This window comes from Actinomadura keratinilytica (assembly GCF_039539665.1).
Taxonomy (GTDB): Bacteria; Actinomycetota; Actinomycetes; order Streptosporangiales; family Streptosporangiaceae; genus Spirillospora; species Spirillospora keratinilytica.
The window spans coordinates 23,068-41,359 of the sequence record NZ_BAABDO010000054.1; the positions used below are offsets into that span (position 1 = coordinate 23,068).

Genomic DNA, 18,292 nt, shown 5'->3' on the forward strand with positions numbered 1-18,292 from the left:
CGCCGGCGGTCAGGGGCGCAGGTGCGACAGGGTGTCCAGGCGGGGCGGACGCCGCCCCGACGCGGTCGCCACCGCGTCGGCGGAGGCGTTGTAGCGGCCCGACTCGGTGAGCCAGTCCATGTGCGCGCGCGGGACGCCCAGCAGCACCCGCGCGATCTGCAGGGCCGTCTGGCGCTGCTCCGGGGGCAGTTCGAGGCGGTCCATGGTGGCGGGGAACGCCCGCATCGCCTCCTGCACCTCGTCCAGCCGCTCGGCGATGCGGTCGAGCACCAGCGCGGCGCCCTCGCGCGGCCCGCACCCGTGCGTCCGGCACAGCACGGCGACCAGGTTGTGCGCGTCCCGGCGGGCGTCCTCCATGGTGAACGAGGCGATGTCGTTCGACCAGGCGACGACGTCGGCGACGCCCTCGGACAGGATCACCCACTGCGGCGAGGTCGTCAGCCGGTCCGCCAGCACCACGCCCAGCACCGGCTCGACCAGGTCGTACAGGAACGGCGCGGCGGCCCGGCGGCGCAGCCCCGCGTACTCGCGCGGGGCCGGCACCCGGCCGGTGCGGCGGTTGACCGCCTCCTGGGCGCAGCCGGTGCGGTGCGCCTCCATGTGCAGCATGAACCGGCGCCGCCACTCGCGGTCCATCCGGGTGGCGGTGACGTCCCACAGCTCGACCAGCGTGGTCTCCAGGGGCCGGGCCCCGGGACGGGCGTGCCCGAGCCGCATGGCGCGCAGCAGGTCCTCGTACAGCTCGTGCACGGCGGTGGCGCTGCCCGCCAGCGGCTCCTGGTCGAGCATGTCGTCCAGGGCGAACGCCCAGGTCAGCCAGCGTGCGAACAGATCGACCCGGTCGAGGTCGGCGGTGGGGAACACGCGGGCGGCCAGCCGTTCGAACCGGCCGCGGCCCAGCGGCGAGCCGTCCGGGTCGCCCAGGATCAGCCCGCGTCCGCGCGCCCAGCCGTCCACCCGTTCGCCCAGCGGCCAGGCGTCCGGGTGCATGGCCGACGGGGTGGCCAGCGCGGCCACCCGGTCGGTCAGCGAGAGCAGGAGTGATGCGTCCACGACGGGTCCCACGCTATTGATCAGCGGCTATTGCGGGCCATGATCGCAACGTCAAATTTCCGGAAAAGCGGATGGGCGGCGGCCGCCGGGCCCCGGAACGGGGCGCCCGCACCGGCTCGTCCCCGGCGGGTTTCGCCGACGGCCCACCCGCGCGGATCCGGCATGGCATATTTCTCCCGCGTGCGCTCCTCGCGTGCGCGGGGGACAAGTGAACAGCGGGAGGAAGAGTGTCCGGAGCATCCCCTCGGCGTCCGGTTCTCGGCGCGGTGCTGGCCGCGCTGGCGCTGACCGCCGCGGCGTGCGGCGGCGACGGCGCCACGGTGCAGGGCGTGGAGCTGGTCGCGAAGGGGCGGCTCACCACGTGCGCGCAGCTGCCCTACCCGCCCTTCGAGGCCCGGCAGGGGGGCCGGGTGGTCGGGTTCGACGTCGACATGCTCGACCTGGTGGCCCGGCGGCTCGGTGTGGCCCAGCACGTCGTCGAGGTCCCGTACGCGACCATGACGAACGGCGAGGCGCTCGACGCGCAGCGGTGCGACGTCGTCATGGGCGCCATGGCCGTCACCCCCGAGCGCACCGAGCGCATGGACGCCTCCAAGCCCTACTTCGACGCCGCCGCGGCGCTGGTGGTCAGGAAGGGCGGCGGGATCACCTCGCTGCGGGAGGCCGAGGCGGGCGGCCGCAAGGTCGGCACGCAGTCCGCCACCGCCGCCGAACGGTACGTCGAGGGCGCGGACTTCGACGACCCCCGGTCGTACGACGACCCGCGGGCCGCGCTGGCCGACCTGCGCGCCGGACGGCTCGACGCGGTCGTGCTGGACTACCCGGCCGCCCGCAACCTGCTGCGGACCCCCGCGGGCTCCGGTGTGGAGATCGCCGCCACCCCCCGCACCGGCGAGCGGTACGGCTTCTGGGTCCGCAAGAACCGCAACCCCGCGCTGGTCCGGCTGATCGACCAGGTGATCGACCGGGCCCGGGCGGACGGCACCTACCAGCGGCTGTACCGCAAGTGGATCGGGCCCCTGCCGGAGGCGGACCGGTCCGCCGGCGCCGCCCGGTGACCTTCGCCGCCTCCTGTGACGAGCACTGTGGCGGGCGCTGTGGCGAGCGGTGTCACGGGCGCTGTGACGGGCGCCCGCATCATGTGGCACAGTGGAGCGAACAGGGCAAATACGGGGCATATGCGCGGTTTGCTCCCGAGACGGCGCCGCGCTCGGTCCCCGTAACGTCGTGGAAACAGCGGCGAGGCATACTGCAGAATCCCGGACCTGTCGGCACCAGCGCAAACGCCCGTTAAAGCAATGCCGGGCGCGGGCATGGACCGGGCAGTCGGGCTGGCTCACGAGGGAGTAAGGCTTTGGACCGTCAGCAGGAGTTCGTGCTCCGCACCCTGGAGGAGCGCGACATCCGCTTCATCCGGCTGTGGTTCACCGACGTGCTCGGGTTCCTCAAGTCCGTGGCGGTCGCGCCCGCCGAACTCGAGGGCGCCTTCGACGAGGGCATCGGCTTCGACGGGTCGGCCGTGGAGGGCTTCGCCCGCGTCTACGAGGCCGACATGATCGCCAAGCCGGACCCGTCCACCTTCCAGGTGCTGCCCTGGCGCAGCGAATCGCCCGGCGTGGCCCGCATGTTCTGCGACATCCTCATGCCGGACGGCACGCCCAGCTTCGCCGACCCGCGCTTCGTGCTCAAGCGCGCCCTGGCCCGCGCCGCCGACCTCGGCTTCACCTTCTACACCCACCCCGAGATCGAGTTCTTCCTGCTGCGCGACCGGCCCGAGGACGGCCGCGAGCCCGACCCGGTGGACGCCGGGGGCTACTTCGACCACACCCCGCACAGCGCCGCGCACGACTTCCGGCGCAACGCGATCATGATGCTGGAGGCCATGGGCATCTCGGTGGAGTTCAGCCACCACGAGAACGCCCCCGGCCAGCAGGAGATCGACCTGCGCTACGCCGACGCGCTCACCACCGCCGACAACATCATGACGTTCCGGCTGGTGATGAAGGAGGTCGCCCTGGAGCAGGGGGTGTACGCCACCTTCATGCCCAAGCCGTTCACCGACCACCCCGGCTCGGGCATGCACACCCACATGTCGCTGTTCGAGGGCGACCGCAACGCCTTCTACGAGCCGGGCGCCGAGTACCAGCTGTCCAAGGTGGGCCGCGCGTTCATCGCCGGCGTGCTGCGGCACTCCGCCGAGATCACCGCCGTGTGCAACCAGTGGGTCAACTCCTACAAGCGGCTGTGGGGCGGCGTCGGCTCCACCGCGGGCGCCGGCGGCGAGGCCCCGCCGTACATCTGCTGGGGCCACAACAACCGCTCGGCGCTGGTGCGGGTGCCGATGTACAAGCCGCACAAGGGCCACTCCACCCGCATCGAGTTCCGCTCGCTGGACTCGGCCTGCAACCCCTACCTGGCGTTCGCCGCCATCCTCGGCGCCGGGCTGAAGGGCATCGAGCAGGGCTACGAGCTGCCCCCGGGCGCCGAGGACGACGTGTGGGCGCTCACCCCGGCCGAGCGGCGCGCCATGGGCATCCGCCCGCTGCCGCAGAGCCTGGACGAGGCCATCCACGCGATGGAGCGCAGCGAGCTGATGGCCGACGTGCTCGGCGAGCACACCTTCGACTTCTTCCTGCGCAACAAGCGCCAGGAGTGGGAGGACTACCGCCGCCAGGTCACCGAGTACGAGCGCCGCCGCCTCATCCACATCCTGTGACGGCCCCGGCGCGGCCGGCCTGCCCCGGCCGCGCCGCGGAGACGCAATCGAGATGTTCGGGTGGCCGCTTGGGGAGTCCCGTGGGGCGCATTCGGTTTAACTTGATTCCGTGAGCGTGTCGTGGACGCCCGACCGCCGTCCCTCACTGCCCGGGCGGCTGGCGAGACTCGGATTCAACGAGGCGGGACGAGCCGAACGGCTGCTGAAGGAGGCCGAGGACGCCGGCGTCCCGCTGGACGACGACCTGCTGGACGGCCTGGGCGCCACGGCCGACCCGGACCTGGCCCTGGACGGGCTGCTGCGGCTGCTGACCGCCGCGTCCGGCGAGCAGCCGGCGGCGCGCGAGCTGCGCAAGGCGCTGGCGCACGAGCCGACCGTCCGCGACCGGCTGCTGGCGGTGCTGGGGGTCAGCGCCGCCTTCGCCGACCACCTGGCCCGCCATCCCGAGCAGTGGCGGGCGCTGCGAGACGGTGATGGATCGGTCCAAGCGGATCCGCGGGCCGTCCTGCTCGACGCCGTGGGCGCCGATCCGGACGCCGCCGAACCGGTCGCCCGCGACGCCTCCCCCGAGACGCTGGTGGCGCTGCGCGTGGCCTACCGGCGGCGGCTGCTGGGCCTGGCCGGCCGCGACCTGACCGGCGCCGCCGACGTCGCCGAGGTCGCCGCCGAGCTGGCCGACCTGGCCGCCGCGGCGCTGCAGGCGGGCCTGGCGGTGGCGCGCGCCGAGGTGCCCGAGCACACCGCCTGCCGGCTGGCCGTGATCGGCATGGGCAAGTGCGGCGGCCGCGAGCTCAACTACGTCAGCGACGTGGACGTGATCTTCGTGGCGGAGCCGCGCGACGGCCACCCCGAGGACGCCGCCCTGCGCGCCGCCACCCGCCTGGCCTCGGCCATGATGCGGGCCTGCTCGGCGCACACCACCGAGGGCGCGCTGTGGGAGGTGGACGCCGCGCTGCGCCCCGAGGGCAAGGCCGGGCCGCTGGTGCGCTCGCTGGCCAGCCACCGCGCCTACTACGAGCGCTGGGCCAAGACCTGGGAGTTCCAGGCGCTGCTGAAGGCCCGGCCGGTCGCCGGGGACCCCGACCTCGGCGCCCGCTACCTCGACATGATCACCCCGCTGGTGTGGCAGGCAGCGGCGGGGGAGGGGTTCGTCGACGAGGTGCAGTCGATGCGCCGCCGCGTCGAGGCCCACCTCAACCGCCGCGACCCGGCCGCCGAACGCGAGCTCAAGCTCGGCCCCGGCGGGCTGCGCGACGTGGAGTTCGCGGTGCAGCTGCTGCAGCTCGTGCACGGCCGCGCCGACGAGACGCTGCGCGGCCGCGGCACCCTGGAGGCGCTGGCCGCCCTGTCGGAGGGCGGGTACGTGGGCCGCGACGACGCCGCCGCGCTGGCCGCCGCCTACCGGTTCCTGCGCCGCGTCGAGCACCTGGTCCAGCTGCACCGGCTGCGCCGCACCCACGTCGTCCCCGAGGACCCGGCCGACCTGCGCCGCCTCGGCCGCGCCCTCGGCCTGCGCACCGACCCCGTCGGCGAGTTCACCGCGCAGTGGCGGCGGCACGCCCGCCAGGTGCGGCGGCTGCACGAGAAGCTGTTCTACCGGCCGCTGCTGCGCGCCGTGGCCCGCCTCCCCGGACCCGAGGCCCGCCTCACCCACGCGGCCGCCCGCACCCGCCTGGAGGCGCTCGGCTACGCCGACCCGGCGGGCGCGCTGCGGCACATCGAGGCGCTGACCGCCGGGGTGTCGCGGCGCGCCGCCATCCAGCGCACGCTGCTGCCGGTCATGCTCGGCTGGTTCGCCGACGCCCCCGACCCCGACGCGGGCCTGCTCGGCTTCCGCCAGGTCAGCGACGCCCTCGGCACCACCCCCTGGTACCTGCGGCTGCTGCGCGACGAGGTCACCGTCGCCGAGCGCATGGCCTGGGTGCTGGGCTCCAGCCGGTACGCCACCGACCTGCTGCTGCGCGCCCCCGAGGCGGTCACCATGCTGGTCGGCGACGCCGAGCTGGCGCCGCGCCCGTACCAGGCGCTGCGCACCGAGGCGCTGGCCGACGTGCGCCGCCTGGCCCTGCCCGAGCCCGCCGCCGCGGCCGAGGACGGCGCGGTGCTGGCCGCCGAGGAGGCCGTCGCCGTCGTGCGCGGCCTGCGCCGCCGCGAGCTGTTCCGCGTGGCCGTCGCCGACCTGCTCGACCTGGCCGACGTGCGCACCGTCGGGGAGGCGCTGTCCGACATCGCCGCCGTCACCGTCGAGGCCGCGCTGCAGGCCGCCATCGACAAGATCGAGATGGAGCGGCGGGGACCGCTGCCCACCCGGATCGCCGTGGTGGCGATGGGCCGCTTCGGCGGGCACGAGCTCGGCTACGGCAGCGACGCCGACGTGATGTTCGTGCACGACCCGCTGCCCGGCGCCGACGAACGCGACGCGCACGCGGCCGCGCACGCCGTCGCCGAGGAGATGCGCCGCCTGCTGGCGCTGCCCGCCCCCGACCCGCCGCTGGAGATCGACCCGAACCTGCGGCCCGAGGGCCGCCAGGGGCCGCTGGTGCGCACCCTGGCCTCCTACGCCGCCTACTACGCCCGCTGGTCGGAGCCGTGGGAGAGCCAGGCCCTGCTGCGCGCCCACGCCACCATCGGCGACCGGGAGCTGTGCGAACGCTTCCACGCCGTCGTCGACCCGGTGCGCTGGCCCGAGGGCGGCATCGACGACGACGCCGTCCGGCAGATCCGGCGGCTGAAGGCCCGCATGGAGTCCGAGCGGCTGCCGCGCGGCGTGGACCGGCGCCTGCACATCAAGCTCGGCCCCGGCGGGCTGTCGGACGTCGAATGGGTCGCCCAGCTGCTGCAGCTGCGCCACGCCCACGACGTGCCCGCGCTGCGCACCACCCGCACCCTGGCGACCCTGGAGGCGGCCGCCGCCGAGAACCTGCTCGCCCCCGCCGACGCCGAGGTGCTGGCGGACGCCTGGCAGCTGGCCACCCGCCTGCGCAACGCGATGATGCTGGTGCGCGGCCGGGCCTCCGACGTGCTGCCGACCGACCACCACCGCGAGCGCAGCTCCGTCAGCCGCATGCTCGGCTACCCCGGCACCGGCGACCTGCTGGAGGACTACCGCCGCCACGCCCGCCGGGCCCGCGCCGTGGTGGAACGCGTCTTCTACGGCGAGGAGTGACCGGCTAGGGGGACGAGGACGGGCCGGTGGCGCGGGCGGGCAGCAGCACGGCGAACGCCCGCAACGCGCCCCGGCTCAGGGCGACCCCGCAGGCCAGCGCGACCGCACCGCCGACGGCGTCCAGCAGGTAGTGGTTGGCGGTCCCCATGATCACGAAGATGGTGGCGGTCGGGTACAGCGCGGCCGCCGGCACCGCCCAGGGGCGCCGCCGCCCCGCCACGCCGATCACCGCCATCGCGCACCACAGCGACCACGCCGTGTGCATCGACGGCATCGCCGCGTACTGGTTGGACACCGACGCCATCGGCGAGGAGCCGTAGATGCCCCACGTCCCGAAGCTGATCACCGTGTCGGTGAAGCCGGGCAGCATGCGCGGCGGAGCCAGCGGATACAGCCAGAAGCCGACCAGCCCCACCATCGTCGTGGCGAACAGGATCGTGCGGTAGGCCGCGTACCGGTCCGGGTGCCGCGCGTACAGCCACACCAGCACGCCGATCGTCACGGCGAAGTGCATCGTGGCGTAGAAGTAGTTCGCCGGGACCGCCAGCCAGGCGTGCTCGGCGAACAGCCGGTTCAGCGTGTACTCGACGTCGAGGCGCAGGTCGTACTCCAGGGCGAGGATCTCCTGCGCCCGGTGCGCGGCGGTGGCGTGGTCGGCCGGCACCAGGTTGCGCACCATCGAGTAGCAGCCGTAGCAGATCGCGATCAGCAGCAGCTCCGGCCACAGCCGGGGACGGCGCGCCCCGCGCCGCGCGGCGGCGCCGTCCGGGGATCGCCGCTCCGGCGCGCCGTCCGTCCCGGGCACGAGCCCCGCGATCTCGGAGGTCCGGCTACCGCGCGCCCGAGGACTCGCCGGAGGGGACGGGCGTGCCGCCCGCCTCCCGGATGCCCGGGGCCGTTCCGCAGGTGTCGCCGGCCGTCCGCCGTCCGGACGCGGACCCTCCGCGCCGCCTCGCCTTCGCATGAAGTTGTGCCTCCGCCTGCCGCTGGGCCACCGCGGCCGCCGCGGTCTTCGCGGCCGCCGCCCGACGTGTCCGCTCCGGCCGCGTGCGGCGGTACCGCAGCCGGGACGCGTACAGGGCGGCCGCTGTCAACGCGATGCCCGCCACCGCGTCCAGCACGTAGTGGTTGGCGGTGGCCAGGATGACGGCCACCGTCGTGGCCGGATAGACGACGCCGAGCACCCGCACCCACCGGCGGGACGCCAGCCGCACCAGCACGAACCCGCACCACAGCGCCCACCCCGCGTGCATCGACGGCATGGCCGCGTACTGGTTGGTCAGCGTGGCGGACGCGTCGCTGGCGTACAGCCCCATCGAGTGCAGGGCCGTCACCGGGTCCACGAACCCCTCGTCCTCCAGGAACCGCGGCGGGGCCAGGGGGTACAGCCAGAACCCCAGCAGCGCCGCGCCGGTGGCCGCCATGATGCCCGTGCGCAGCCACCGGTAGTGCGCGGGGTGCCTCCGGTACACCCAGACGACGACGCCAAGGGTCACCGCGAAGTGAGCGGTGGCGTAGAAGACGTTGGCGGCGCGCGCCAGCCAGGGCACCTCCAGCAGCATCCGGTTGAGGTCCAGCTCGACGTCGATGCCCACGGACCGCTCGAACGCCAGGATCTGGTCGGCATGGGTGAACGCCGGCCCCGTGCCGTCCTGAACCAGGATCAGCCTCGTGAGCGTATATCCGGTGTAGAACAGAACGATCAGCGCCAGCTCGCGCCACACCGACGGCGCGAGCGACCCCACGGCACCCGCCCGGGGCCGCGCCGCGCGACCGGGGGGTGCCAACCGGCTGGGGGTGGCCGTGGGGGCGGTTTGGACCATGCCGCCTATCCTTGCCGCGGGCCTCTCAATTGAGATCACCGGGACGAATGGTCTTCTTCTCAGACTTGAGTAGTACGCGCCCGACGGGACTTCGGCCTTTTGGGGGGAGGAGGCTTGGTGTCCCCCCGATGAATCCCCGGGATGTCCCTGATGAACAGGCGCGATCCTCTCCCGGCGGCTGCTTGCGCGGGGATGCTTCAGGCGGAGTACGGCTCCCCGGACGGCCCGGGCAGCACCTGCTCCACGGTCATCGGCTCCTTGAGCGCGTTGCCGACCGTGCAGTAGCTCGCGTGCACCCTGCGGGCCACGGCCTCGAACACCTCGGCGGCCTTCTCGTCGCCCTCGGGCAGCTCCACCTCGTAGCTGATCGTGATCGTGCCCAGCCTGCTGGTGGCGACCTTGTCGGCGCGGACGGTGGCGGCCAGCCGCGCCAGCCGGTGCCCGCGCCCCGCGGTCAGCGGCTCCACGGTGACCAGCTCGCAGCCGCCCAGCGCGGCCAGCAGCAGCTCGACGGGCGTGAACGCGCCCGCTGTCTCCCCGGAGCCGTCGACGGCGACCCGCGCCCCCCGGTCGTTGACCGCCTCGAAACCGTCGTCGGTGCGCCGGACCCTCACCGTGGCCATCTGACCCCCTTGTGCTCGTCGCGTCGGCCCGGTCGGCCGGGCCGCCCGTCGGCGCAACGAGATCGGCGGCGCGGATGTTCCCCCGGCGGCGGGCTCACCCGACCTTCAGGGTCCAGCCGTCCGCGCCGGACGTGGTGATGATCCCGGCGGACTGGTGGTGCAGCAGCCGGACGCCGTTGTTGGGGGCGAGCGGATTGGCCACCTTGACCCGCGTCACGCCGGTGGCGGCGTAGATGGCGGGGGTGTCGGACGGGGTGTACATCTTCTGCGCGGCGCCGCCGTTGAACTGGCAGCCGTCGAACAGGATCTCGCTCGCCGACCCGCGGATGAACACCTGGCCCCGGTCGCGGGGGCTGCGGCCGGTCGCGGCGGGGTTGACGGCGTTGTTGAAGAACCAGCAGTCGCGGAACACCATGCCCTTGCCGCCCGTGATCAGGACGGCGGCGCCCTGGCAGGCGGTGGACGCGGTGCGGCCCGTGCAGTCGAACAGGGTGCCGGTGAACACCAGGTTCCCGTACGACCCGTCGACGCGCACCCCGGTGGCGACCTCGGGGGTGAGGTACAGCGGGCCCACCTGCGTGCGGGACATGTGCGGGAACCAGAGGTAGAACATCGACGCCTTCAACGCGTGCGCCGACATGAACGACTTGCCCTCGACGAAGTAGCAGTTGTCGGATCCGGCGAGCTTGAACTGGGTGTCGGTGCCGTTGTTGACGTAGACCCGCTCGATGCCGCACCGCAGGTGCCGGGCGTGCATCACCGTCTTGAACCCCACCCAGGCCAGGCCGCGGAAGTCGGCGTCCTGCATGATCGGGCCGCCGGCGAAGTCGGTGACCGGCGTCTGGAAGTGCACGCCGCCGGACGCGGCGCGGAACTGCACGCCGGCGACGAACATGTTCTTCACGCCCCGGGAGGGCACCGAGAACAGCGCCCGGCCGCCGACCGTCGCCACGCACTGCGGCCCGGCGGAGGAGAACTCGCGCTCAAGGGTGCCGAGGGACCCGACCAGGCGGAAGCCGTCGTAGTACGGGTAGGGGCCGCCGTCGAACTTGTGCGCCCGGTTGGCCAGCACGATCGCCGGCGGCCTGGTCTGCGCCGCCGCGTACGACATGGCGGCCTTGAGTTTGGCGTCGTCGTCCGCCCCGCTGAAGCCGTCCAGGGGCACGCCGTACACCTGCACCGCGGGTGCTGCGGCCATCCTCGCCTCCCAAGCTCGGGCCCGGACGCCACCGGCGCGCCCAGGCGGCCCGGACGGCCGCCGGCGCCGGCCGGAACGGGCGAGCGGTCGCCCGCCGGACGCGCTGCCCGGACGCCCCGCCGCGGCCTCGTGCGGCCGACCGCCGGTGACGCCTCCAGAATAGGTCGGGCGGTCACTTTCCGTCGCCGTCCGAAGACGCTTGGCGCTCGCGGGCCAGAGAGCTGTCACCCGGTGAGCGACGCGGCCGCGGTCAGCGCCGTGGACACGCACAGTGCTGCCGCCGCTGCGGTGGGCGAGCGCGCGGGCATGCGAAAAGGCCGCCCGGCCGCCTGTCCGGAGAGGGCAGGCGGCCGGGCGGCCGCTCGCTTGCCGACGTGCCCCTGGCGATGCCCGCGGGCAGCCCCCGGGTGCCGCGGCGTCCGATCGGACGCCGCGATCAGACGTCGTAGTACAGCTCGAACTCGTGCGGGTGGGGGCGCAGGCGGATCGGGTCGATCTCGAACTCGCGCTTCATGGAGATCCAGGTCTCGATGAGGTCGGGGGTGAACACCCCGCCCTCCAGGAGGAAGTCGTGGTCGGCCTCCAGGGCGTCCAGGACCTTCTCCAGCGAGCCGGGCACCTGCGGGATGGCGCGGGCCTCCTCGGGCGGCAGCTCGTAGAGATCCTTGTCCACCGGCTCGGCCGGCTCGATCTTGTTCTTGATGCCGTCCAGACCCGCCATCAGCATCGCCGAGAAGGCCAGGTACGGGTTGCACGACGGGTCCGGCACGCGGAACTCGACCCGCTTGGCCTTGGGGTTGGAGCCGGTGATCGGGATGCGGATGCAGGCCGACCGGTTGCGCTGCGAGTACACCAGGTTGACCGGGGCCTCGAAGCCGGGCACCAGGCGGTGGTAGGAGTTCACCGTCGGGTTGGTGAAGGCCAGCAGCGCCGGGGCGTGCTTGAGCAGGCCGCCGATGTAGTAGCGGGCGGTGTCCGACAGGCCCGCGTAGCCGACCTCGTCGTAGAACAGCGGCGAGCCGTCCTTCCACAGCGACTGGTGGCAGTGCATGCCCGACCCGTTGTCACCGAAGATCGGCTTGGGCATGAACGTCACCGTCTTGCCCGCGGCGCGCGCCACGTTCTTGACGACGTACTTGTAGAGCAGCAGGTTGTCGGCGGTCTTCAGCAGCGTGTCGAAGCGGAAGTCGATCTCGGCCTGGCCCGCGGTGCCGACCTCGTGGTGCTGCATCTCCACGTGGATGCCCACGCCGAGCAGCTGGGAGACCATCTCCGAGCGCAGGTCGGTGAAGTGGTCCATCGGGGGGACCGGGAAGTAGCCGCCCTTGTAGGGGGGCTTGGCGCCGAGGTTGCCGCCGGCCTCCTCGCGCCCGGTGTTCCAGGCGCCCTCGACCGAGTCGAGGTAGTAGTAGCCCGCGTTCTCCTTGGTCTCGAAGCGGACGTCGTCGAAGATGTAGAACTCGGCCTCCGGCCCGAAGAACGCGGTGTCGGCGATGCCGGTGCCGCGCAGGTACTCCTGCGCCTTCTTGGCCACGTTGCGCGGGTCGCGGCTGTAGGGCTCGCCGGTCAGCGGGTCGTGGACGAAGAAGTTGAGGTTGAGGGTCTTGTGCTGGCGGAACGGGTCGAGCACGGCGGTGCTCGGGTCCGGCAGCAGCAGCATGTCCGACTCGTGGATCTCCTGGAAACCGCGGACCGACGAGCCGTCGAACATCAGCCCCTCGGTGAAGACGCTCTCGCCGAAGCTCTCCACGGGGAACGTGAAGTGCTGCATCTTCCCGGGCAGGTCGACGAATCGACAGTCGACGAAACGCACGCCTTCGCGTTCGATATAGCTCAGGACCTCTTCGGCGCTGCTGAACATCCAGCCTCCTTGGGGCGCTTTCGGCTCCAGTGGAGGCTATGGCCAGGCCGTTTCCCTACCGTGTCCCATATGTTTCGCCTGTGTTACGGCTCACGTTGGGTGGCGGTTTTGGGGTTGTCCATGCCGTTTCACTCGGTTTCACTGGTCTCGTGAGCATCGCTGGGCGTCCGGCGGCCCCTCGCCGCGGGGAGCCGATGGGGGCGCACCGCGGGAAGCGGATAGCGTAGGGGCCATGAGCAGCAGCGGTAAGGAGCGGCCCGCCGCGGGTGCGCGGTGGACGCAGACGTGGCTGGGCGGGGCCCGCTCGGCCGGTGCGGACCTCGGCTACCCGGGCGAGCGGCTCGGGCTGCCCGAGCAGGGCGGCGGAGCCGTCGCCGGGTACGGCCGCAGGCTGCTGGCCCTGTTCATCGACTGGGGGCTGTCCCTGCTCGTCGCCAGCTTCCTGGCGCGCCTGTTCGAGCTGTCGCCGCCGGAGCGCAGCCTGACGACGCTGCTGGTGTTCGGCGTGCAGTCCTGGGTGCTGGTCGGGCTGCTCGGCATCACGATCGGCAAGCGGATCTGCGGCATCCGGGTGGCGCGGCTGGACGGCCGTCCCGTCGGACCCGTATGGGGGCTGGCCCGCGCCGTCCTGCTGGTGGCGGTCGTGCCCGCGCTGATCTGGGACCGCGACTACCGCGGCCTGCACGACCGCGCCGCCAACACCATCGTCGTCAACCTCTAACTCGAAATCCGCAGGCCGAAACCCTGTGGATCGCAAACCTGCGGGGCGGACCGTGCAGAACGCGCGCCCCGCGGCCCTGCAGAACACATGCGGGCCTGCACGCTGGACGAACACGAAGAAAGCGCCCCCCGCCGGGGGGCGCTTTCTTGCACGTCGTACAGGGGGCGCGGTCAGCGCATCTTGGGCTTGGGACCCTTGGGCATCCGGACGCCCTTCGGCATCGGGCCCTTGGGCATCTGCATGGCGCGGGGGAGCGCCCGCAGCCGGTCGTTCAGCTCGCCGACCTGCCCCTTGGTGAGGTTGCGGGGCAGCTTCATCAGGTGCCGCTGCAGCTTGTCCACGGGGATCTGGCCCTCGGCGTCGCCGACCTGCACGTCGTAGATCGGCACCTGCTGGGCGGCGCGCGCGATGCGCTTCTTCTCCGCCCCCAGCAGCGCCCGCACCCGGTTGGGCGGGCCCTCGGACACCAGGATCACCCCGGGGCGGCCCACCACGCGGTGCACCATGTCGAGGTTGCGGTTGCCGGCGACGGCCTCGGTGACCGTCCAGTTGCCGCGCATGCTCTTGAGGATCGCCGCGGCCGCACCCGGCTGCCCGGCGATCATCTTGTACTGCGCGCGCTGCGCCAGCTGACCGAACACGATCATGCCGACGGCGGCCGCGGACAGCAGCGCCAGCGGGATGAAGAACCACAGGCTGCCGACGACCACCCCGATCAGGATGACGACGACCAGGGTGCCGAGCGCGGAGGCGAACACGATCGGCAGGGCCTTGGGATCGGCCTGCTTGAGCAGCCGGGCGACCAGTCGGATCTGCTGGAAACGGCCCGGACGCTCCTGGGCCCCGTCCGTCGGCTTGTTCGACATGGCCACAAGGATAGTGCCGTCCTACCACTCGCCCGACATCTCCCCGACCGGCGCATATCCGCCGGCCGGGTGCGGGCGGGCCCGCCGTGCGCGCGTGCGCGGACGGGCCGGCGTCAGGACTCGCGGGCCTCGATCGCCTGCCGGTACAGGCGCCCGGCGCGGTAGCTGGAGCGCACCAGCGGCCCGGACATCACCCCGGCGAAGCCGATCTCCTCGGCCTCCTCGCGCAGCTCGACGAACTCCTCGGGCTTGACCCACCGCTCCACCGGGTGGTGCCGGGGGGTGGGCCGCAGGTACTGGGTGATGGTGACCAGCTCGCAGCCCGCCTCGTGCAGGTCGCGCAGCGCCTGGGAGACCTCCTCGCGGGTCTCGCCCATGCCCAGGATCAGGTTCGACTTGGTGACCAGCCCGGCCGCGCGGGCCTGGGTGAGCACGTCCAGGGACCGCTCGTACCGGAACGCGGGACGGATCCGCTTGAAGATGCGCGGCACGGTCTCCACGTTGTGCGCTAGCACCTCCGGACGCGCGCCGAACACCTCGCCGAGCAGGTCGGGGCGCCCGTTGAAGTCGGGGATCAGCAGCTCGACGCCGCAGCCGGGCACCGCGCCGTGGATGGCGCGCACGGTCTCGGCGTACAGCCAGGCGCCGCCGTCCTCCAGGTCGTCGCGGGCCACGCCGGTGACGGTGGCGTACCGCAGCCCCATCTGCGCGACCGACTCGGCCACCCGGCGCGGCTCGTCGCGGTCGAACTCGGCGGGCTTGCCGGTGTCGATCTGGCAGAAGTCGCAGCGCCGGGTGCACTGGTCGCCGCCGATGAGGAAGGTGGCCTCCCGGTCCTCCCAGCACTCGTAGATGTTGGGGCAGCCCGCCTCCTGGCACACCGTGTGCAGTCCCTCGGACTTCACCAGGCCCATCAGCTCGCGGTACTGCGGACCGGTCTTCAGCCGCGTCTTGATCCACTCGGGCTTGCGCTCGATCGGCGTCTGGCTGTTGCGGGCTTCGATGCGCAGGAGCCTGCGCCCCTCGGGTGTCACCGTCGTCACCCTCACAGGGTACGTCCCATACCGGACGCCCTGTGCAGCCCCCGCGTGGTGACGTGCACCCCATCGAAAACTGCGTACGGGGCGAATCAGGCAGGCCGATTCCCGCGTTTCCACCCTCCGTATCGGCGGTTCTCTCTAAGGTGACACCCTGTCGCCGTCTCGACCCCGTACGGAGGAACCACCGTGGGACTGGCCATGACGTACCTGAGGGTGCCCCCGACGCTGGAGGGCGAGCCCGACCCCGCGCGGATCGCCCGGCTGGTGTTCGGCATCGCCGACTGGCGGCGCCGCCAGCCCGCCGAGCACGTCGTCGACCTCGGCGCCGCCTGGCAGGCGCTGCACTACCTGCTCACCGGGGACGCCTGGGAGGGCCGCGCCCCCGCCGCCGACGTGGTGTGCGGCGGCCGCCTGCTCACCGAGGACGGCGCCGACGAGCTGGGCATGGACGTCATCTACCTGGCGCCCGAACGGGTCGCGGCCGCCGCCGAGCACCTGGCCGGCACCCCGTTCGAGACGATCGCCGACCGGTTCGACCCCGACGCCATGGCCGCCGCCGAGGTGCAGGACGCCGCCGCCCTCGACCGCGACCGGGTGCTCGCGCCCGCCTACGCGCGGCTCACCGAGTTCTTCGGCAAGGCCGCCGCCGACGAGCAGGCCGTCTACAAGGTGATGACCCAGACCGGCTGACCGGCCGGGCCGCCGACCCGGCCGGTACGGCGACGGCGTCAGGCGTCGAGCAGCTGGGCGGTGGTGCGGTGCAGGACGCCGGAGGCGCCCAGCACGTCGGCCAGGTGCCGCTCCACCAGGGGCGTGATCTCGGCGACGGTGACGGTGCGGCCCAGCTCCAGGGTCAGCGAGGTGGAGCCGACGTCGCGGATCCCGCACGGGACGATGCGGTCGAACCACGACATGTCGCAGTCGCAGTTCAGCATGAAGCCGTGCATGGTGACCCCGCGCGCCACCCGGATCCCGATGGAGCCGATCTTGCGGTCGGGGGTGCCGGGCACCCACAGCCCGCTGCGGCCCTCCACGGTGACGGTCTCCAGGCCGAGCTCGGTGCAGACCGCCATCATCATCTTCTCCAGCAGCCGCACGTAGCCGACCACGTCCACCGGGTCCGGCAGCCGGACGATGGGGTAGCCGGTGAGCTGCCCTGGACCGTGCCAGGTGATCTTCCCGCCGCGGTCGACGTCCACGACCGGGGCGCCGGGGTCGCCGATCGGCCGGTCCAGCGGCTCGGTCCGCTTGCCCGCCGTGTAGACCGGTTCGTGCTCCAGCAGCAGGACGGTGTCGGGGATGAGGTCGTCGGCCCGCAGCGCGTGGGTGCGGCGCTGCAGGTCCCAGCCCGCCTCGTAGGGGACGGCCGCGTCGCCGAACCCGGCGTGCACGACGACCAGTTCGCGCGCGGCGGCCGGAGCGCTCGTGGTCTCCGGCTCGCGTACGTCTACCTTCAGATCGGTCACGACGCCCAGCTTATGCCCGGGGTCGTCATGACGAGGCGAGCAGCCTGGGCTCGATGCGGCGCTCGTCGACCGAGCCGGAGCCGTCCGGCACGACGTGGTAGGCGCCCGCGTCCTTGCCGTAGGACACCGCCTGGACCAGCTCGGTGCCCACGTAGTGCAGGGCCACCTTCTCGTCGGCGGCGTACGCCTCCGCCAGGGTCCCCTCGGCGACGAGCTGGTGCAGCAGGGGACGGCGCTCCGGTTCGCTGTCGTAGTGGACGCCGCACGAGTACGGCAGCAGCCCCAGCCCGTCGGCCAGCGGCCGCAGGTTCGGCCCGAACGAGTCGGTGGTGCCGCCGGTGTGCCAGCACAGCGCGCCCGCGCTCTGCCCGCACAGCACCACGCCCTCCGTCCACGCCTCCCGCATCATGTCGTCGAGCCCGTGCAGCCGCCACAGCGCCAGCAGGTTGGCGGTGCTGCCGCCGAACACGTACACCAGGTCCTGCGACAGCAGGTGCGAGCGCATGTCGGCCAGGTTCGGCATGGGGAACAGCACCAGGTGGCTGACCTCGGCGTCCAGCTGGGAGAAGGCGGCGTAGCCGCGGGCGACGTACTCGGCGCCGTCGCCGAGGGCGGTGGTCAGGAAGCAGACCCGGGGACGGTCCTGACCGGTCAGGTCGAGGGCGTAGCGCAGCAGCGGGCTCGGCTCGTACCCGTACCGGGCGTCGGGCACGAAGCTTCCGCCGCCGATCGCGACGATGTGGGGCTGGCCGTCGGTGCTCACTGTCTCGCCTCCGTCGCCGTGCGGGGGTGCTCGGGTTCACCCGTCACGCTACGGGCGGCTGACGCGAACGTGACCGACTTTGGTGTTTCTTGGTGAAGACTCCGCACCCGGGGCGCCCCGGACGCGCGGAACCCCGCCGCTCCCGGGGGAGCGGCGGGGTTCCGAGGGCTCAGAGGCCGAGCGCGGACTCGTTCCGATCCTCGATCACCATGTGGTCGCCGAGGTCACACCTCGTTCTCGAAGTTGCCCTCCTCCAGGCGGTGCTTGACGGTGCCGAGGAAGCGGGCGGCGTCGGCGCCGTCGATCAGGCGGTGGTCGTAGGTCAGGGCCAGGTAGACCATGGACCGCACCGCGATGACCTCGCCCAGGTTCGGGTCGTCGATGACGGCCGGGCGCTTGACGACCGCGCCGGTGCCCAGCATGCCGACCTGCGGCTGGTTGAGGATCGGGGTGTCGAACAGCGCGCCGCGGCTGCCGGTGTTGGTCAGCGTGAACGTGCCGCCGGCCACCTCGTCCGGGCTGAGCTTGTTGGTGCGGGTCCGCTCGGCCAGGTCGGCGATGCGCTTGGCCAGGCCCGCCAGGTTGAGCTGCCCGGCGTTGTGGATGACCGGGACCATCAGGCCGCGCTCGGGCACGTCCACGGCGATGCCGAGGTTCTCCACGTCGTGGTAGGTGACCTCGTTGGTCTCGCTGTTGATGACGGCGTTGAGCTTGGGGTGGGCCTTCAGCGCCTCGACCGCCGCCAGCGCGAAGAACGGCAGGAACGACAGCTTGACGCCCTCGCGGGCCTGGAAGTCGTCCTTGGCCCGCTCCCGCAGCCGGGCGATCTTGGTGACGTCGACCTCGACCACGGTGGTGAGCTGCGCGGAGACCTGCAGCGACTCCACCATGCGGCGGGCGATGGTCTGCCGGGTGCGGCTCATCTTCTCGGTCTTGCCGCGCAGCGCGGCGGCCTCCGGCCGCACCGCGGCGGGCGCGGCGGCGGCCTGCGCGGTC

Annotated in this window: 16 protein-coding genes; 5 read left to right on the top strand and 11 right to left on the bottom strand. The window is 72.9% G+C overall.

Features of this window, described 5'->3' with window-relative positions; all coding sequences use genetic code 11:
• Nucleotides 1–9 precede the first annotated feature (9 nt).
• Nucleotides 10–1,053 (bottom strand): terpene synthase family protein, encoded by a 1,044-nt coding sequence (locus tag ABD879_RS18070; RefSeq protein WP_345022618.1) that lies wholly within the window; start codon nucleotides 1,051–1,053, stop codon nucleotides 10–12.
• Between the two features lie 227 nt (nucleotides 1,054–1,280).
• On the opposite strand from ABD879_RS18070, the gene ABD879_RS18075 reads away from it, so the two are divergent.
• From ABD879_RS18075 to ABD879_RS18085, 3 genes are all read left to right on the top strand, one after another.
• Nucleotides 1,281–2,111 carry an ABC transporter substrate-binding protein gene (locus ABD879_RS18075; RefSeq protein WP_345022619.1) on the top strand — a complete coding sequence of 277 codons (831 nt, stop codon included), beginning with the start codon at nucleotides 1,281–1,283 and terminating at the stop codon, nucleotides 2,109–2,111.
• Between the two features lie 296 nt (nucleotides 2,112–2,407).
• Complete coding sequence (gene glnA / locus ABD879_RS18080; protein ID WP_345022620.1) at nucleotides 2,408–3,769, top strand: type I glutamate--ammonia ligase; 1,362 nt, start codon at nucleotides 2,408–2,410, stop codon at nucleotides 3,767–3,769.
• Nucleotides 3,770–3,878: 109 nt separating this feature from the next.
• Nucleotides 3,879–6,935: a bifunctional [glutamine synthetase] adenylyltransferase/[glutamine synthetase]-adenylyl-L-tyrosine phosphorylase gene (locus tag ABD879_RS18085; protein ID WP_345022621.1), complete on the top strand. Its 3,057-nt coding sequence runs from the start codon at nucleotides 3,879–3,881 to the stop codon at nucleotides 6,933–6,935.
• A 4-nt stretch (nucleotides 6,936–6,939) separates the two neighbouring features.
• On the opposite strand, the gene ABD879_RS18090 is transcribed toward ABD879_RS18085, so the two are convergent.
• The 5 genes from ABD879_RS18090 to glnA (ABD879_RS18110) form a co-directional block, all read right to left on the bottom strand.
• Complete coding sequence (locus tag ABD879_RS18090; RefSeq protein ID WP_345022622.1) at nucleotides 6,940–7,740, bottom strand: phosphatase PAP2 family protein; 801 nt, start codon at nucleotides 7,738–7,740, stop codon at nucleotides 6,940–6,942.
• A gap of 25 nt (nucleotides 7,741–7,765) precedes the next feature.
• Nucleotides 7,766–8,680, bottom strand: coding sequence for a phosphatase PAP2 family protein (locus ABD879_RS18095; RefSeq protein WP_345022623.1), 915 nt, complete (start codon nucleotides 8,678–8,680; stop codon nucleotides 7,766–7,768).
• 275 nt (nucleotides 8,681–8,955) lie between these two features.
• Complete coding sequence (locus ABD879_RS18100; protein ID WP_345022624.1) at nucleotides 8,956–9,381, bottom strand: OsmC family protein; 426 nt, start codon at nucleotides 9,379–9,381, stop codon at nucleotides 8,956–8,958.
• Nucleotides 9,382–9,475: 94 nt separating this feature from the next.
• The gene (locus tag ABD879_RS18105; RefSeq protein WP_345022625.1) at nucleotides 9,476–10,579 is read right to left on the bottom strand and encodes a hypothetical protein; all 1,104 of its coding nucleotides are present in this window, start codon (nucleotides 10,577–10,579) and stop codon (nucleotides 9,476–9,478) included.
• Between the two features lie 436 nt (nucleotides 10,580–11,015).
• The gene (gene glnA, locus ABD879_RS18110) at nucleotides 11,016–12,440 is read right to left on the bottom strand and encodes a type I glutamate--ammonia ligase (protein WP_345022626.1); all 1,425 of its coding nucleotides are present in this window, start codon (nucleotides 12,438–12,440) and stop codon (nucleotides 11,016–11,018) included.
• A gap of 232 nt (nucleotides 12,441–12,672) precedes the next feature.
• Between glnA (ABD879_RS18110) and ABD879_RS18115 the strand changes: the two genes are divergently transcribed.
• A complete protein-coding gene (locus tag ABD879_RS18115) occupies nucleotides 12,673–13,161 on the top strand; it encodes an RDD family protein (protein WP_345022627.1) in 489 nt (162 codons plus the stop codon).
• 170 nt (nucleotides 13,162–13,331) lie between these two features.
• Here the strand turns inward: ABD879_RS18115 and ABD879_RS18120 are convergent, their stop codons facing one another.
• Both ABD879_RS18120 and lipA read right to left on the bottom strand, forming a co-directional pair.
• Complete coding sequence (locus tag ABD879_RS18120) at nucleotides 13,332–14,027, bottom strand: DUF4191 domain-containing protein (RefSeq protein ID WP_345022628.1); 696 nt, start codon at nucleotides 14,025–14,027, stop codon at nucleotides 13,332–13,334.
• Nucleotides 14,028–14,140: 113 nt separating this feature from the next.
• Entirely contained in the window at nucleotides 14,141–15,070 is a 930-nt protein-coding gene (lipA, locus tag ABD879_RS18125; protein WP_345022629.1) for a lipoyl synthase, read from the bottom strand.
• Nucleotides 15,071–15,265: 195 nt separating this feature from the next.
• Between lipA and ABD879_RS18130 the strand changes: the two genes are divergently transcribed.
• Nucleotides 15,266–15,757 carry a DUF1877 family protein gene (locus ABD879_RS18130; RefSeq protein WP_345022630.1) on the top strand — a complete coding sequence of 164 codons (492 nt, stop codon included), beginning with the start codon at nucleotides 15,266–15,268 and terminating at the stop codon, nucleotides 15,755–15,757.
• Between the two features lie 38 nt (nucleotides 15,758–15,795).
• On the opposite strand, the gene lipB is transcribed toward ABD879_RS18130, so the two are convergent.
• The 3 genes from lipB to ABD879_RS18145 all read right to left on the bottom strand — a co-directional run.
• A complete protein-coding gene (gene lipB, locus ABD879_RS18135; RefSeq protein ID WP_378272202.1) occupies nucleotides 15,796–16,533 on the bottom strand; it encodes a lipoyl(octanoyl) transferase LipB in 738 nt (245 codons plus the stop codon).
• A gap of 25 nt (nucleotides 16,534–16,558) precedes the next feature.
• The gene (locus tag ABD879_RS18140; RefSeq protein ID WP_345022631.1) at nucleotides 16,559–17,296 is read right to left on the bottom strand and encodes a Type 1 glutamine amidotransferase-like domain-containing protein; all 738 of its coding nucleotides are present in this window, start codon (nucleotides 17,294–17,296) and stop codon (nucleotides 16,559–16,561) included.
• Between the two features lie 224 nt (nucleotides 17,297–17,520).
• The coding region (locus tag ABD879_RS18145; RefSeq protein ID WP_345022633.1) for a 2-oxo acid dehydrogenase subunit E2 at nucleotides 17,521–18,292 on the bottom strand (772 nt) is incomplete at its 5' end.